Source organism: Cellulomonas palmilytica (genome assembly GCF_021590045.1).
GTDB lineage: Bacteria > Actinomycetota > Actinomycetes > Actinomycetales > Cellulomonadaceae > Cellulomonas > Cellulomonas palmilytica.
Genome location: NZ_CP062221.1, coordinates 2,321,645 through 2,337,968, shown reverse-complemented (window position 1 = coordinate 2,337,968; position 16,324 = coordinate 2,321,645). Strand labels below are relative to the sequence as shown.

Below are 16,324 nucleotides of genomic sequence, written 5' to 3'. Positions count from 1 at the left end.
GCCTAGGCTGGTCCCGTGAGTGCGAGCCCCACGTCTGTCGTCCCCGAGCGCGGCGCCGCCCGCGGCCTGCGCGGTCGCTGGACGGCGCTGCTGGCCTGGCTGCGCGAGCACGCGCGCTCGGTCCTCGTCGCGAACCTCGTGCTGCAGATCGCGATCGTCGGGACCGGAGGCGCGGTGCGGCTGACCGCGTCGGGGCTCGGCTGCTCCACGTGGCCGCAGTGCGAGCCGGGCAGCTTCGTCCCCGTGCTTCACGACGCGACGACTTACCACGTGTTCGTCGAGTTCGGGAACCGGCTCATGACGTTCGTGCTCACGCTCGCGGCGGTCGCCGTCGCGTACGTGGTGTGGCCGGACCGGACTCGCTCGCGCTCGTTCCGCCTGCTCGGCTGGGTGCCGCTCGCCGGCGTCGTCGCGCAGGCCGTCGTCGGTGGCGTGCTCGTGCTCCTGGAGCTGCCGCCGATCCTCGTCTCGATGCACTTCCTGCTCTCGATGGCGCTGGTCTCCGCGTCGCTCGTGCTGCTGCACCGCGCCGACGAGGGCGCCGACGGCGCCCCCACCCTGCTCGTCGACCGCACGACCCGGCTGCTCGCGCACGTCGCCGCGGGCCTCATGGTCGTCGTGCTCGTGCTCGGCACGCTGACGACCGGCGCGGGCCCGCACTCGGGCGACGACGAGGTCGGCTACCGCCTCGCCGCCGACCCGCTGGTCATGGCGCGCGTGCACGCCGCGGCCGTGTGGGCGTTCGTCGCCGTGCTGCTCGTGCTGCTCTGGCGCACCCGCCGCGGCGGCCCGGCTGGCACCGAGGCCCCCGCCGTGCACCGGGCGGCGCTCGTGCTGCTCGCGCTGTCGGTCGCGCAGGGCGCGATCGGGTACGTCCAGACGGCGACCGGTCTGCCGATCGCGCTCGTGAACCTGCACCTCGTGGGCGCCGCGCTGCTGGCCGCCGGCACGACGCGCGTGTGGCTGTGCACGCGTACCCGGGCGACCGCCGGGGCGACGACGCAGGTCACGCCCACGTCCTGACGTCCGGTCGCGCGCCGGGCGACCGCACCCCCGCGGCGGCCACGCACCGGCGCCGGGAGCACACCGGGCAAAACGGGGTGTTCCGTGTCAGACGTCACACCTAGAGTCGCGACCATGACCGACGACACCATCGACCGGCACGCAGGCCGGCACGCATCCGCGGGGTCCGCCCCGCCGGACGTCGCACCGCAGGCGCAGCCCGCCGTCGTCGCGCGGGGGCTCGTGAAGCGGTACAAGGAGGTCGTCGCGCTCGACGGCGTCGACCTCACCGTCCCCCAGGGCAGCGTCCTGGGCCTGCTCGGCCCGAACGGTGCGGGCAAGACCACCACCGTCCGCGTCCTCGCGACGCTCCTGCGGCCCGACGAGGGCTCGGCGCACGTCACGGGCATCGACGTGCTGCACGACCCGCGCGCGGTCCGCCGTCGCATCGGCCTGTCGGGGCAGTACGCGGCCGTCGACGAGTACCTCACCGGGTACGAGAACCTCGAGATGATCGGCCGCCTCTACCACCTCGGCAAGAAGCGGTCCCGCGAGCGGGCGCGCGAGCTGCTCGCGCAGTTCCGGCTCGAGGACGCCGCGGACCGGCCGTCGCGCACGTACTCGGGCGGCATGCGCCGCCGCCTCGACCTCGCGGGCGCGCTCGTCGCGAGCCCGCCCGTGATCTTCCTCGACGAGCCGACCACGGGCCTCGACCCGCGCGGACGCGCGGACATGTGGGAGGTCATCCAGACCCTGGTCGCGGGCGGGACGACGCTCCTGCTCACCACGCAGTACCTCGAGGAGGCCGACGTGCTGGCCGACGAGATCGTGGTCATCGACCACGGCAAGGTGATCGCGCAGGGCACGGCGGACCAGCTCAAGCTCCAGGTCGGCGGAGAGCGGCTCGAGCTGTCCGTCGCCGACGCCACGACGCTGCACCGCGCCGCCGAGCTGCTCGGCCCCCTGGGCGTGGGCCACCCGACCCTGGACGAGAACCGGCGCACGTTCCTCATGCCGGTGACCGGCGGTGCGCGCACCCTGACCGAGGCGCTGCGGCTGCTGGACGCGGAGCAGATCGCGCTCGACGACGTGGGCCTGCGCAGGCCGACGCTCGACGACGTGTTCCTCGCTCTCACCGGCCGCCCGGCGGAGGACGACGAGAACCCCGCGAAGGAGGGTGAGTGATGGCACTGCCCACCGTGCTGAGCGACGCGAACGTCGTCGCCCGCCGCAACGTCATCAAGATCAAGCGCGTCCCGGACCTGCTGGTCTTCACGACGCTCTCGCCGATCATGTTCGTCCTGCTGTTCGCGTACGTGTTCGGCGGGGCCATCCAGGTGCCCGGCGGGACGGACCCGAGCGCCTACCGCGAGTTCCTCATGGCCGGCATCTTCGCCCAGACGGTCATCTTCGGCGCCACGATCACCGGTGCGGGGCTCGCGGAGGACGTCAAGAAGGGCATCATCGACCGCTTCCGCTCGCTGCCCATGGCACCGTCTGCGGTGCTCACGGGGCGCACGTTGTCCGACGTCATCAACAACGTGCTCGTGCTGATCGTGATGTCGCTGACCGGCCTGCTCGTCGGCTGGAGCATCCACTCCTCGCCGCTCGAGGCGATCGCCGGCTTCGCGCTGCTCATCGTGTTCGCCTACGCGATCTCCTGGATCATGGCGTGGCTCGGGATGCTCGTGCCCAGCGTCGAGGTGTTCAACAACGCGACGTTCATCGTGATCTTCCCGCTGACGTTCGTCGCGAACACGTTCGTCCCGCTCGAGACGCTCCCGAAGGTGCTGCAGACGTTCGCCGAGTGGAACCCGGTCTCGGCCGTCACGCAGGCGTCGCGCGAGCTGTTCGGGAACATCCCCGCGGGGGTCCCCGAGCCCACGTCCTGGCCGCTGCAGAACGCCGCGCTCTACACGCTCATCTGGGCGGTGATCTTCCTGGCGGTGTTCATCCCGCTCGCCAACGCGCAGTACCGGCGCAGCACGAGCCGCTGAACCAGGACGGACGACGAAGGCCGGGTCGGGATGCGACTCCCGACCCGGCCCTCGCTCGGCCCTCGTCAGCCCCGGCGCTCAGAGGGTGACGGCCTCGAGGGTGTCCCAGCCGCGGGCGCGCGCCGCCGCCGCGGCGAGCACGCCGACCGCCGTGGACGGGCTCGCGAACCGGTCCCCCAGCACGCCCGCGACCGCCTCGTCGAGCGGCACCCACTCGGGCACCATGGCGGCCTCCTCGTCCTCGCGGACGAACCGATCGGCGTCCGGCACGGGCGACAGCTCACGCGCCAGGAACACCGTGATCCGCTCCGACGAGCCGCCCGGCGTGGTGAAGAAGTCCACGAGCCGCCACCAGCGGCCGGCCACGAGGTCGGCCTCCTCGGCGAGCTCGCGGGCCGCCGCGCGGACCGGGTCCTCGCCCGGCACGTCCAGCAGACCCGCGGGAGGCTCCCACAGCACGTGCCGCACGGGGTGGCGGTACTGCGACAGCAGCAGGACGCGGTCCTCGTCGTCGAGCGCGATCACCGCGACCGCACCCGTGTGCGCGACGTACTCCCGCACGACCTGGGAATCCCCCAGGTCGACGACGTCACGCGCGACGCCCCAGACGCGTCCGCGGTACACGACGTCGTGCTCCAGGACCGGGCGGTCCTGGGCACGGTCGCGCGGGGTGCTCAGCTGTCGTCCCGCTGCGCGAGCGCCGCACCGATGAGACCCGCGAACAGCGGGTGGGCACGGTTCGGCCGCGACTTGAACTCCGGGTGCGCCTGCGTCGAGACGTAGTACGGGTGGGTCTCCCGCGGCAGCTCGACGAACTCGACGAGCGAGGTGTCGGGCGAGACGCCCGAGATCACCAGGCCGGCCTCCTCGAGCTTGTCGCGGTAGGCGTTGTTGACCTCGTAGCGGTGGCGGTGCCGCTCGCTGATCCGCGTGGCGCCGTACGCCTCCGCGACCACCGAGCCCGGCGTCAGGACCGCGTCGTACGCGCCCAGGCGCATGGTGCCGCCCAGGTCACCGCCGCCGCCGACGATCGCGAGCTGCTCGGCCATCGTCGCGATGACGGGGTGCGCCGGGTCGTCGTCGAACTCCGACGACGACGCGCCCTCGAGGCCCAGGACGTTGCGCGCGTACTCGATGACCATGCACTGCAGGCCGAGGCACAGGCCGAGGGTCGGCACCTGGTTCTCGCGGGCCCAGCGCAGCGCGCCGAGCTTGCCCTCGATGCCGCGCACGCCGAACCCGCCGGGCACGAGCACCGCGTCGACGCCCTCGAGCGCCGACTGCGCGCCTTCGGGGGTCTGGCAGTCGTCGGAGGTGACCCAGCGGATGACGACCTTCGCGTCGTGGTGGAAACCACCGGCACGCAGGGCCTCGGTCACGGACAGGTACGCGTCCGGCAGGTCGATGTACTTGCCGACGAGCGCGACCTCGACGGAGTGCGCGGGCTCGTGCACGCGCTTGAGCAGCTCGTCCCAGCCGCTCCACTCGACGTCGCGGAACGGCAGGCCGAGGCGCTGCACGACGTACGCGTCGAGGCCCTCGGAGTGCAGCACGCGCGGGATGTCGTAGATGCTCGGCGCGTCCTTGGCGATCGCGACCGAGTCGACGTCGACGTCGCAGAACAGCGCGATCTTGCGCTTGATCGACTCGGGGACCTCGCGGTCCGCACGCAGCACGATCGCGTCGGGCTGGATGCCGATGCTGCGCAGCGCGGCGACCGAGTGCTGCGTCGGCTTCGTCTTGAGCTCACCGGACGGGCCGATGTACGGCAGCAGCGACACGTGCAGGAAGAACACGTTGTCGCGGCCCAGGTCGTGGCGCACCTGGCGGGCGGCCTCGAGGAACGGCTGCGACTCGATGTCGCCCACCGTGCCGCCGATCTCGGTGATGATCACGTCGACGCCCTCGGACGCCTGGGAGCGCATGCGCTCCTTGATCTCGTCCGTGATGTGCGGGATGACCTGCACGGTGTCGCCGAGGTACTCGCCGCGGCGCTCCTTGGCGATGACCTGCGAGTAGACCTGGCCGGTGGTGACGTTGGCCGAGCCGACGAGGTTCACGTCGAGGAACCGCTCGTAGTGGCCGACGTCGAGGTCCGTCTCCGCGCCGTCGTCGGTCACGAAGACCTCGCCGTGCTGGAACGGGTTCATGGTGCCCGGGTCCACGTTGATGTACGGGTCGAGCTTCTGCATGGTGACCGTCAGGCCACGCGAGCGGAGGAGTCGGCCGAGGCTGCTCGCCGTCAGGCCCTTGCCGAGAGAGGAGGCAACTCCCCCGGTGACGAAGATGTGCCGGGTCAGGTGGTCCGACCGCCCGGAGAGTCGGTGCGCGCGCTCTGTCACGGGATTCCAGCCTACCCGACGTCGTCGCCACTGAGGTGCTCGGCGCGCGGTGAGTCGGACCACGTACCGGCCGCGGCGCGCGCGTCGGCGCGCGGCGGCCGCCGAACGTCCGTCACCGCGTTCCCGGGACGCGGGTGGGCGGCGTCGACCCGGCCGGCCGCTCAGCCCGCAGCACGCCGACCACCGTGGACCGGTCCGCGAGCCCGACGACCGCGGCGACGACCGCGAGCGCGAGCGTGCCCGCCCCCGCACCGGCACCGATCGCCGTCCACACCCCGTCGCCGGCGACGTCCTGGACCGCGTCCGCGACCCACCGCCCGGCGACCGCCGCGACGCCGACGCCGGCCAGCAGCACCGCGGTCGTGCGCGCGAGCCCGAGCAGCGCACCCGGGCCGGCGGCGCGTCGCAGCAGGACGAGCGCGGTCACGCCGGCGACGAGCATGCCGACGCTGCTCGCGGCGCCGATCGAGACGACCGCACCGCCGTCCGGGACACCGATGCGCACCAGGATGACCGCGGCGAGCGCCATGAGACCCCAGCCGAGCACGTTCGCCGTGACGGCCGCGCGGCCCCGCTCGAGGGCGTACAGCGAGCGCGAGACGTGGAACAGCAGCGCGAACCCGGCGAGCCCCGGCATCATCCAGGTCAGCGCGAGACTCATCTGGTCGCCCATCGCGGCGTTGCCGGCGATGTGCGCGAACACGGTCGCGACGGCGGGAGCGGCGGCCACGACGACCGCGACGCCCACCCCCGCGGCGACGAGCACGGCGCGCGTCGTGACCGCGGCCATCGTCGCGAAGCCGGCCCGGTCCCCCGCGGACGCGCGCGCCGCGAGCCGCGGGAACGTGGACGTCGCCAGCGGCACGACCAGCACGGCGTACGGCAGCAGGTACACCTGCTGCGTGTAGAGGAAGCGGGTGAGCGTCCCCGTCTCGGCGTACGGCTGCCACCACGAGACGAGCATGACGACGAGCAGCGCGAGCTGCTGCGCCGCGACCGACCCGACGCCCGCGAGCGCGAGACGCAGGAGGCGCGCCCCGACGCCCGGAGGGAACCGCAGCGTCACGCGCAGCCGCACCCCGAGCCGGTGCACGGGCACGAACATCGGCAGGCACATCGCCGCGACGCCGAGGGTCGTGCCCCACGCGAGCGCGTCGAGCGCACCCGCCGCGAGCGCGTCGGGGTCCGACCGCTCGCCGTTCGCGAGCGCGCCGTAGACGAGGTACGTCGTCATGACGACGAGCGAGGAGATGACGGGCGCGAACGCCGGCCAGAAGAACTTCTTGTGCGCCTGCAGCACCGCGTACAGGAGCACCGCCACGCCGTACATCGGCACCTGCACCGCGAAGACCAGGATGAAGAACCGGATGAGCGCGACCTGGTCGGGCGTGTGCGCGAGCACGTGCGCGATCGGGGACGCGAGCGCCGCGAGCAGCAGCGCGAGCGGACCGAGGACGAGCAGCGTCCAGCCCAGCGCGCCGGACGCGGTCCGCTCGACCTCGCGCCGGTCACCGCGCGCGATGGGCGCGGCGAGCAGCGGGATCAGCGCACCCGCGAGCGCGCCGCCGGCCGCGACCTCGAACAGGACGTTGGGCAGCAGGTTCGCCGAGTTGTACGCGTCGCCGATCGCGCCGTCGCCGACCTGCGACGCCTGCAGGAGCCACCGCGCGAACCCCAGGAGCCGCGAGAGCACCGTGACCGCGGCGATCATGGCCGCGGCCCCGGCGAGCCCGCCGAGCGCGCGGCGGACCTGAGGGCTCACCCCTCGTCGCCCGGCGGCTCGGCCGGGACGTGCACGGGTCGCCGGCCCCAGCGGTCGATGTCGCGCAGCACGGGCGTCGACTCGATGACGGTCGTGAAGCTCACCTTCTCGCTGGCGAGCGTCAGGCCGAGCGTCGCGGCGAGCGCGGCGAGCCGCACCGGACGGGGTGCGCTCAGCACGAGCGACGCGCCGAGCGCTGCCCCGAGCGCGTTCGCGCCCCCGTCGCCGAGCATGTCGGTCTCCGCGAGGTCCGCCCCCGCGGCCGCCGCCGAGGCGCCGACCACCGACGCGGCGCCGACGGCACCCCCGCCGGGTGCGGCGACGAGCGGCAGCGCGGTGAGCGTGCTCGCCTTGAGCGCGCGCCCGGGGCGAAGGTCGAGCAGGTTGACGAGGTTCGCGCTCGTCGCGACGAGCGCGCCCGACATCGCGACGTCCGCACCCCAGCCGAGCAGCCCGCGGCGCTCGCCGGTCGACGACGTGCGCGGCGTGGCGATCGCGGCGGCCAGCAGCGCGCCCGCGCCGATGCCGAGGACCTTGAGCCCGCCCGTCGTGACGCGCCCCTGCGCGAGCGCACCGAGGTGGCCGCGCAGACCCTTGCGCCGGTCCTCGGTGTCCTCCGCGAGGTCGTCGACGATGCCGAACGCCGCGCCCGTCGCGGTCGCGACCGCGGTCGCCGCCGCGGCACGTCCGGGTGCGACGAGCGCGCCCGCGAGCACGCCCGCCGCGACGGACGGCCCCTCGAGCATGCTGACGGGCTCACCGCGGTGGTTCGTGCGCAGCCAGCGCTGCTGCCCGCCGGGTGCGTGCTCCTCGAGCACGGCCCGCACGACCGCGGTGACGGTCCGCGCCGTCGCCGCTGCGACGAACCGTCGCGTCACGCTCATCCGCCGGCACCTGCGGTCGCGGTCGCCGTCGCCTCGCCCTGCGGCTGTCCACCCTCCTGCTCGGGGTCGACCGTGACGGGCGTGCGGTCGACGGGCGGCAGGAGCACCGGGACGGGCAGTGGCGTCTCACCGTCGCCGAACCCGTAGTGCCCGTTGGCGCCCGCGATGCGCGCCGCGAGCGCGAGCGGCACCGTGACCTGGCCGGTGACGAGCTCGGCGCCCGAGACCGTCGCCAGGCGCGACGCGAGCGCCTCGTCCGCGAGCACGACGTCCACGAGGCTGCCGGGGCCGCGCGGGCCGTCGACGAGCACGGAGCCCTCCGACAGGTCCTGTGCCGCACGGAGCACCGCGACGTGCGCGTCGGTCGAGGCCTCGGCGTCCGCCTCGTTCGTCGGGGTCGCCGCCGCGTCGTCGGCGGCGGGCTCGACCGGGACCGCGAGGACGACGATCGCGTCCGCGCCGGTCGTGACGGGGTCCGCGAGCGAGATCATCGGGTTGTCGCCCTCAGACAGGATCGCGAGGACGTTCCCGGCGTCCGCCGTCAGGGTGTCCGGCGAGGCCGGGTCCGCGCCCGTGAGGCCCTGCACGAGCGCCTGCGCGAGCTGCTCGTCGAGCGTCGCGTCGTCGGCGGGCGCGGGGTCGAGGTTCTCGAGCACGAGGCCGACGAGCGCGTTGCGGTACGAGCGCAGGTCCGGGTCGAACCAGGCGTCCGTGAGCGTCACGTGCGCGGTGACGTCGGCACCCGACTCGGCGAGGCGCTGGTCGACCGCGGTGCGCTCGGCCTCGGGCACGTCGCCCAGCGCGACGACCGCGATGCGGCGCTCCTCGAGCGCACCGTCGAGCAGCGCCGGGCCGGACGCGTCGACGAACGTCCGCGCGTCCGCGAGGTCGCCCGTGGTCGCGTCGAGCTGTGCGCGCAGCTCGTCCTTCTCGGTGCGCAGCTGGTCGACCTGACCGGTGAGGGTGTCACCGATCGTCTCCTTGAGCGGGCCGGCGCCCAGCGCGATGCCCACCGCGAGGGCGAGGAACACCGAGATGAGCGAGACGAGGTGGTAGCGGAAGTCGATCACGAGGCGGTCTCTCCGTGGGTCGTGCCCGGGGCGGCGTGGGTGCTCATGCGGCGCCTCCGAAGAGGCCGCGGACCCACGAGGTGAAGTCGTCGACGCGCGCGCCCACGAGCCCGAAGAACGTCTGCCCGGCCTCGGTGGAGGCGAGCGCGACGCCCAGAGCGAGCAGGCCGGCGAGCACGAGGAGCGTGAGCTGCAGGTTCGAGATCCGCTGGCGGTACAGGCGCGAGACGCCCTTGGCGTCGACGAGCTTGCCGCCGACGCGCAGGCGCGTGAGGAACGTGCTCGCCATGCCCGATCGGCCCTTGTCGAGGAACTCGACGAGCGTGGCGTGCGTGCCGACCGCGACGATCAGCTCGGCGCCCTTGTCGTCGGCGAGAAGCATCGCGACGTCCTCGCTCGTGCCCGTCGCCGGGAACACGACGTGCGGGACGCCGAGCTGCTCGACGCGCGCGATGCCGGGCGCGCGGCCGTCGCGGTAGGCGTGCACGACGACCTCCGCACCGCACGACAGCGCCCGGTCGGAGACGGAGTCCATGTCGCCGACGATCATGTCGGGCCGCCAGCCGGCCTCGAGGATCGCGTCCGCTCCGCCGTCGACGCCGATGAGCACCGGGCGGTACTCACGGATGTACGGGCGCAGCGTGACGAGGTCCTCCTTGTAGTGGTACCCGCGCACCACGATGAGCACCTGGCGGCCGTCGATGCGCGTGTCGATGTCGGGGACGCCCACGCCGTCGAGCAGCAGGTCCCGCTCGCGGCGCAGGTAGTCCATCGTGTTCGCGGCGAACGACTCGAGCTGCACCGAGAGGCCGGCGCGCGCCTCCTCCATCGCGAGCGCGACGCTCGCCTCGGTCTGCTCGACCCCCTCCGCGACGAGGGTCGCGCCGTCGTGCACGGCACCGTCGAGGACCCGGACGTGGTGCCCCTCGGTGATGCCCATGACGTCGGGACCGAGGTCGTCGATCAGCGGGATGCCCGCCTCGACGAGGATCTCGGGGCCGAGGTTCGGGTACCGGCCGGACGTCGAGCGCGCCGCGTTGAGCACGGCCGCGGGCTGGCACGCGACGAGGGCCTCGGCCGACACGCGGTCCAGGTCCTCGTGGTCGATGACGGCGATGTCGCCGGGGCGCAGGCGCTTGGTCAGCGACTTGGTCCGACGGTCGACACGGGCGGGTCCGGCGACCCCGGGTTCAGGCGCGGGCGGACGACGACGACGCAGAGTGGCTCTCATCGTGGTTCATCGTCCCATGCCCGACAGCTCCAGAAGCTCCGCCGCGTGCGCGCGTGCCGAGTCCGAGTCGTCCTGACCGCTCAGCATGCGTGCGAGCTCGCGCACACGCTCGTCGTCCGTGACGGACCTCACGTCCGATGCGGTGACGACGTCGACCCCGCCGTGGCTCGACTTCGACACGACGAGGTGGTGGTCGGCGAACGCCGCGACCTGAGCGAGGTGCGTCACGACGAGCACCTGCGCGTCGCGCGCGAGCGCCGCGAGCCGCCGCCCGACCTCGACCGCGGCCTTGCCGCCGACGCCGGCGTCGACCTCGTCGAACACGAACGTACCCGGCCGCTCGGCGCCCGCGCGCTCGGCCAGCGCCACCTCGAGCGCGAGCATCACGCGCGACAGCTCGCCGCCGGAGGCGCCCTTGCCCAGCGGCCGGGCGGGCGCGCCCGCGTGCGGCACGAGCAGCATCTCGACGTCGTCGGCCCCGTGCGGGCCCGGCTCGTCGGCGGGCCGCACGACGACCTCGACCCGCGCGCCGGCCATCGCGAGCCCCGCGAGCTCGGCGGACACCGCCTTCGCGAGCCGCTCCGCCGCGGCCGTGCGCGCCGCCGAGACGGTGCCCGCGAGCTCGGCGAGCCGCGCGTCGAGCTCGGCCAGCCGCGCGTCCAGCTCCTCGATCCGCTGGTCCCCGCCCTCGAGCTCGAGCAGCCGCAGGCTCGCGGTGCGCGACCACTCGAGCACCTCGGCGACGTCCTTGCCGTACGCGCGCGTGAGCGTCGCGAGCTCGGCGCGCCGCTGGTTGACGACCTCGAGCCGGCGCGGGTCGGCCTGCAGGTCGGACGCGTACGACGAGAGCTCCGCGGCGGCGTCCGCGAGGACGTACCCCGCCTCGCCGACACGCGTCGCGAGGTCGGCCAGCGCGGGGTCGTGCGTCCCGACGTGCTCGAGCGCACGCCGCGCCTGCTCGACGAGGTCCGCGGCGCTCACGAGCCCGCTGCCGGACTCGGTGTCGCCCGCGAGCGCGTCGTGCGCCGTGACCGCCGCGACCCGCAGCTCCTCCGCGTGCGCCAGCCGCGCCTCCTCAGCCGCGAGCTCGACGTCCTCACCGGGCTGCGGGTCGACGCGCTCGACCTCAGCGAGCCCGAGCCGCAGCAGCTCGGCCTCGCGCGAGCGGTCCTGCGCACGCTCGACGAGCTCCCCGCGCTCGGCGCGCACCCGCACGCGCTCGGTCCACGCGTCGCGGTAGGCGCGCAGCGTCTGCGCGTGGTCCGGCCCCGCGAACTCGTCGAGAGCGGCGCGCTGGTGCGCGGGTGAGCGCAGCCGCGCCTGGTCCGCCTGCCCGTGCACCGTCACGAGCGACTCCGCGAGCTCGGCCAGCACGGCCTGGGGCACCGACCGCCCCCCGACGAAGGCGCGCGAGCGACCCGAGCCGGCCTCCCCCGCGGCGCCGACGGTCCGCACCAGCAGCAGGCTGCCGTCGTCGTCCACCGCACCACCGGCCTCGGCCGCACGCTCGAGCGCGGGGTGCCCCGGCGCGAGCACGACACGTCCCTCGACGGCTGCCGAACCCGCGCCCGTGCGCACGGTCGCCGGGTCGGCCTTGCCGCCGAGCAGCAGCGACAACGCGGTGAGCACCATCGTCTTGCCGGCGCCGGTCTCGCCCGTGAGCACCGTCAGGCCGCGACCGAGCCGCACGTCCGCGGCCCCGATCACGCCCAGGTCGTTGATCCGGATCTCCTCGATCACCGCGCACCACCGTCGCCCTCGTCGGTGCCGACTCCGGGCGCACCCGCGCCGTTGCGACGCGCGGCAGCGAGACCACGCCACCCCGTGACCGGCAGCGCGAACTTCTGCACGAGCCGCGTGGTGAACGGTGCGGGGCTCAGCCGCGCGAGCCGCACCGGCACGTCGCTGCGCGTCACCTCGACCCGCGCGCCCTGCGGCACGTCCACCACCCGGCGCCCGTCGCACGTGAGCTGTCCCGGTGCGGGCGAGCGCTCCAGCACCTCGAGCGCGAGGCGGCTGCCCGGGCCGACGACGAGCGGCCGCGCGAACAGCGCGTGCGCCGAGATCGGCACCAGGATCATGCCGTCCACGTCCGGCCACACGACCGGACCGCCCGCGGAGAACGCGTGCGCCGTGGAGCCCGTGGCCGTCGCGGCGACCACGCCGTCGCAGCCGAAGCTCGACAGCGGCCGTCCGTCGACCTCGACCGCGACCTCGAGGATACGCGAGCGCTCCGCCTTCTCGAGCGCCGCCTCGTTGAGCGCCCAGTCCTCCACGACGTCCCCGCCGGGGAGCAGCACGCGCACACGCAGCGTGACACGCTCCTCGACCTCGAAGTCGCCCTCCGTCAGCCGTCGGACCGCCTCACCCACGTCGTCGCGCTCGCTCTCCGCGAGGAACCCGACGTGCCCGAGGTTCACACCCAGCAGCGGGACGCCCGTGCCACGCGTGAGCTCCGCCGCCCGCAGGATCGTTCCGTCCCCGCCGAGCACGATCGCGAGCTCGAAGTCGGGCAGGTCCCCCGCCACGGTCTCCTCGGAGGCGAGGACCGGCTCGATGCCGGCGCCTTGGAGCACCCGCACGGCCTCGCGCGTGGCGCTCACCGCCTCGAGCCGCCCGCGGTGGGTGACGATCAGGGCACGACGCGTCACAGGACACCTCCGGGGAGCGCGCCGCTCACGACGCGCTCGATCCGCTCGACGGGAACCTGCGGCGCGGGCACGGCCCGCAGCCACAGGAAGTACTCGACGTTGCCGCTCGGTCCCGGCAGCGGGCTCGGGACGACCCCGAGGACCCCGAGCCCGAGGTCGGCCGCGGCGCGCGCCACGGTCACGACAGCCTCCGCGCGCAGCCGCGGGTCGCGTACCACGCCGCCCGAGCCGAGCCGCCCCCGGCCGACCTCGAACTGCGGCTTGACCATCGCGAGCAGGTCCGCGTCCGGCGCGGCGACCGCGGCGAGAGCGGGCAGGACCAGCGGCAGCGAGATGAAGGACAGGTCCGCGACGACGAGGCTCGGCGCGGGGTCCACGTCGCCCGCCGCGAGCGTGCGGACGTTGACGCCCTCACGCACCTCGACGCGCGGGTCGTCCCGCAGCCGGGCGACGAGCTGGTCGTGCCCCACGTCGACCGCGCACACCGACAGCGCACCGCGGCGCAGCAGGACGTCCGTGAAGCCGCCCGTGCTCGCGCCCGCGTCCAGGCAGCGCCGACCTGCGACGTCGAGGTCGCCGAGCGCATCGAGCGCGCCCGCGAGCTTGTGCCCGGCGCGCGACGCGTACCCCGGGTCGTCGTGCTGCGCGACCGTGACGCCGCGCTCCGGGTCGACCTGCGTCGCGCTGCGGTGCACGGGGCGCCCGTCGACGCTGACGCGCCCGGCGGCGATGAGCTCACCGGCGTGGCGGCGCGACCGGGCCAGGCCGCGACGCACCAGCTCCGTGTCGAGTCGGGTGGTCACGCGGTCAGCCCTGCGCCTCGGCCAGCCGGTCCTGCAGCGCGGAGTGGACCGCGTCGAACGCCGCGACGTGCTCGGTGAGCGGCCGATCGGCGAGGCCGTCGAGCACGCTGAGCGCCTCGTCGACCGCGGCGTCGCCCGTGACGCGGGCCGCAGAGGCGTCCTCGACCGGCGCCGGTTCGAGGCCGGCCCGCTCGGCGACCGGCTCGGTGCTCGGGGCGGACTGCGGGGCGGCCGGGACGGCCTGCGGGGCGGTCGGGACGACGGTGCGCGACTGAGTGCGCGCCGCCAGTCCGGCGGGCGTCGGTGCCTCACGCTCGTCGTCGCTCACGTCGACCTCCGTCCGCTCGTCGTCACTACCCACCGGCACGTCGACCCGCCCCGGGCCGCTGCACCACGCTACCCGCCCGTGCCCACGCGACACGGCGTGACCCACAGGTCGGTGCACGCCCCGTCCGCCGACAGGCGCGCGGGCGGAGCCGGCCGCAGGGCGCGCGACGTCCCGGTGCTAGACCGCAGACGGTCCGAGCTCGGGCACCGACGACGCCTCGAGCTCGTCACCACCGTCGACCGCCGCCCAGGCCGCGGCGCACGCCGCGCGCACCTGGTCGAGCCGGTGCGCGTCCGAGTCCTGCCCGCCACGCCCCAGCTCGAGCCGTCCGTCGACCACGCGGGCAGCCGCCTCGCGGCAGGTCCACCACCCGTCGGCGCCCGGCTCGGGCTCCGGGTGCGTCTCGTGCAGCGATCGCAGGTCCGCACCGATGAGGTGCGGCCGCTCCCCCGGGTGCGCCAGCACGTCGTCGCGCGCCGAGCTCACCCCCGTGAGCACGTGCAGCCCGACGAACCCGCCGGAGCGCGCACCCGCGAGGTCCGTGTCGAGCCGGTCGCCGACGACGAGCGCCTGGCGGGCCCTCGCCCGCTCGACGGCCATGTGGTACATGGTCGGCGACGGCTTGCCCGCGCTGTCGGGCTGCACGCCCGTCGCGGCCCGCACGGCGCCCACGAGCGAGCCGTTGCCCGGCGCGAACCCGCGCGCGGTCGGCAGGCTCAGGTCCAGGTTCGACGCGACGTGCCACGCGCCGCGCTCGATCGCGTACGCGGCCTCCGCGAGCTGTGTCCACCCCACCTCGGGAGCGAAGCCCTGAGCGACCGCGACCGGCTCGTCGTCGGCCGACTCCACGATCTCGAACCCGGCCTGCCGCACGGCCGTGCGCAGACCCGCACCACCGACGACGAGCACCCGGGCCCCACGCTCGAGGCGCGTGCGCAACAGCTGGGCGCACGCCTGGGCCGCGGTCATGACCTCGCCGGGCGTCGTCGGGATGCCGAGCCCGGTCAGCTGGTCGGCGACCGACTCGGGCTCGCGCGACGCGTTGTTCGTCACGAACACGAGCCGCATCCCCGCCTCGCGGGCGCCGGTGAGCCCGTCGGACGCGTGCTCGATCGGCTCGTGCCCCCGGTACGCGACGCCGTCGAGGTCGACGAGCGCCAGGTCGTACGCCTGCGCGGGCGGCACCGGGGCCGCGATCAACCGTGCGCTCATGCGCGCGCGTCCTCCTCGTCGTCGACCTCCACGCTCTCGTCCGCACCGGTGCCGTCGACATCGGTCTCGTCGACGTCGGCCTCGTCGACGTCGGTCTCGTCGACCTCGGTGTCGTCGACATGCGGCGCGGACGTGCCCTGCGCCGACGGAGCGACGACGAGCGCCGCGTCCTCGTCACCCGGGACGTCGTCCTCGGTCTCGTGACCCGGTCGGGCGCCCGCGCCCGGAGTGTCCGCGCCCTCGGTGACCGCGCCCCCGCTGACCACGCCCTCGTCGCGCGCGTCCTCGTCGGCCGGGACGTCGTCGAGGTCCTCCTCGACGTCGAACACGACGATGTCGTCGTCCTCCTCGGACGGTCCCTCGGTCACCTCGGCGACCTGCTCCGCGCTGAACCGGGCGAGCTCGGCCTGCGCCTCGTCCGCCCGCCCTGCCGCCTCGAGCGCCGCGGACCGCGCGACCGCGACCCGCACCGCCTGCGGGCCGGACGCGGCCCGCACCTCGGCCGTGCCGAGGACGGCGACCGCCGCCTCGGCCTCGTCGAGGTCCAGGCGCGCGCCGCTCACGACGATCGCGAGCTCGACCCGCGCCTCGGCGTCGAGCGTCTCCGCCTCGGGCGACTGCGCGAGCGCGATCGCCCGCTCGGGCCGCCCGAGACCACGCTCGCAGTCCGCCATCACGGGCAGGTGCTCCGAGGAGCCGTTGAGCCGCCGCACGGTGCGCAGCTCACGCAGCGCCTCCGCGAAGCGACCCGTGCGGTAGGCGGCCAGACCGGCGGCCTCACGGACGATGTCCACGCGCCCACCACGACGCACCGCCGCCTGCGCGTGCTCGTACGCGAGCTCGGGGTCCGCGTCGAGGAGTCGACCGACCATCACCAGGTGGCGGCCGACGAGGTTCGCGTTGTCCTTCGAGAGGGTCCGAAGCGGTGCCCGCGCGGCCCTGTCGAGGTCGCCGAAGACCACGTCCTCCGGGATCTCGGGCCCCGCGACGCGCTGGTCCTGCGGCGGCCGCGTCGGCCGGCGCGTGTCGGCGTCACGGTCGG

General features: G+C 74.9%; 15 protein-coding genes. 3 read left to right on the top strand and 12 right to left on the bottom strand.

Going from position 1 to position 16,324, the window contains the following annotated elements:
- Positions 1-15 precede the first annotated feature (15 nt).
- From F1D97_RS10620 to F1D97_RS10610, 3 genes are all read left to right on the top strand, one after another.
- Positions 16-1,023, top strand: coding sequence for a COX15/CtaA family protein (locus F1D97_RS10620; protein ID WP_236120484.1), 1,008 nt, complete (start codon positions 16-18; stop codon positions 1,021-1,023).
- A gap of 114 nt (positions 1,024-1,137) precedes the next feature.
- Positions 1,138-2,187: an ATP-binding cassette domain-containing protein gene (locus tag F1D97_RS10615; protein ID WP_236120483.1), complete on the top strand. Its 1,050-nt coding sequence runs from the start codon at positions 1,138-1,140 to the stop codon at positions 2,185-2,187.
- Positions 2,187-2,999, top strand: a complete 813-nt coding sequence (locus tag F1D97_RS10610; RefSeq protein ID WP_236120482.1) for an ABC transporter permease — start codon at positions 2,187-2,189, stop codon at positions 2,997-2,999. The genes F1D97_RS10615 and F1D97_RS10610 overlap by 1 nt, the downstream gene beginning before the upstream one ends.
- Before the next feature lie 78 nt (positions 3,000-3,077).
- On the opposite strand, the gene F1D97_RS10605 is transcribed toward F1D97_RS10610, so the two are convergent.
- The 12 genes from F1D97_RS10605 to F1D97_RS10550 all read right to left on the bottom strand — a co-directional run bounded on the left by F1D97_RS10605 (position 3,078) and on the right by F1D97_RS10550 (position 16,244).
- The gene (locus F1D97_RS10605) at positions 3,078-3,623 is read right to left on the bottom strand and encodes an NUDIX domain-containing protein (protein WP_396022512.1); all 546 of its coding nucleotides are present in this window, start codon (positions 3,621-3,623) and stop codon (positions 3,078-3,080) included.
- A 50-nt stretch (positions 3,624-3,673) separates the two neighbouring features.
- Complete coding sequence (locus F1D97_RS10600) at positions 3,674-5,341, bottom strand: CTP synthase (RefSeq protein WP_317618852.1); 1,668 nt, start codon at positions 5,339-5,341, stop codon at positions 3,674-3,676.
- Between the two features lie 112 nt (positions 5,342-5,453).
- Positions 5,454-7,103 (bottom strand): murein biosynthesis integral membrane protein MurJ, encoded by a 1,650-nt coding sequence (murJ, locus tag F1D97_RS10595; protein ID WP_236120481.1) that lies wholly within the window; start codon positions 7,101-7,103, stop codon positions 5,454-5,456.
- On the bottom strand, positions 7,100-7,987 hold the full coding sequence (locus F1D97_RS10590; protein ID WP_236120480.1) for a hypothetical protein: 888 nt from the start codon (positions 7,985-7,987) through the stop codon (positions 7,100-7,102). The genes murJ and F1D97_RS10590 overlap by 4 nt, the downstream gene beginning before the upstream one ends.
- On the bottom strand, positions 7,984-9,057 hold the full coding sequence (locus tag F1D97_RS10585; RefSeq protein ID WP_236120479.1) for a copper transporter: 1,074 nt from the start codon (positions 9,055-9,057) through the stop codon (positions 7,984-7,986). Before F1D97_RS10585 ends, F1D97_RS10590 begins: the two co-directional genes overlap by 4 nt.
- A gap of 43 nt (positions 9,058-9,100) precedes the next feature.
- Positions 9,101-10,288: a putative cytokinetic ring protein SteA gene (steA, locus tag F1D97_RS10580; protein ID WP_236120478.1), complete on the bottom strand. Its 1,188-nt coding sequence runs from the start codon at positions 10,286-10,288 to the stop codon at positions 9,101-9,103.
- 6 nt (positions 10,289-10,294) lie between these two features.
- A complete protein-coding gene (recN, locus tag F1D97_RS10575; RefSeq protein ID WP_236120477.1) occupies positions 10,295-12,028 on the bottom strand; it encodes a DNA repair protein RecN in 1,734 nt (577 codons plus the stop codon).
- A complete protein-coding gene (locus F1D97_RS10570; protein WP_236120476.1) occupies positions 12,025-12,939 on the bottom strand; it encodes an NAD kinase in 915 nt (304 codons plus the stop codon). The genes recN and F1D97_RS10570 overlap by 4 nt, the downstream gene beginning before the upstream one ends.
- Positions 12,936-13,742 (bottom strand): TlyA family RNA methyltransferase, encoded by an 807-nt coding sequence (locus F1D97_RS10565; protein WP_236120475.1) that lies wholly within the window; start codon positions 13,740-13,742, stop codon positions 12,936-12,938. Before F1D97_RS10565 ends, F1D97_RS10570 begins: the two co-directional genes overlap by 4 nt.
- A 4-nt stretch (positions 13,743-13,746) precedes the next feature.
- A complete protein-coding gene (locus tag F1D97_RS10560; protein WP_236120474.1) occupies positions 13,747-14,070 on the bottom strand; it encodes a hypothetical protein in 324 nt (107 codons plus the stop codon).
- Positions 14,071-14,247: 177 nt separating this feature from the next.
- On the bottom strand, positions 14,248-15,282 hold the full coding sequence (locus F1D97_RS10555) for an HAD-IIA family hydrolase (protein WP_236120473.1): 1,035 nt from the start codon (positions 15,280-15,282) through the stop codon (positions 14,248-14,250).
- Positions 15,279-16,244, bottom strand: coding sequence for a hypothetical protein (locus tag F1D97_RS10550; protein WP_236120472.1), 966 nt, complete (start codon positions 16,242-16,244; stop codon positions 15,279-15,281). The genes F1D97_RS10555 and F1D97_RS10550 overlap by 4 nt, the downstream gene beginning before the upstream one ends.
- Positions 16,245-16,324 lie beyond the last annotated feature (80 nt).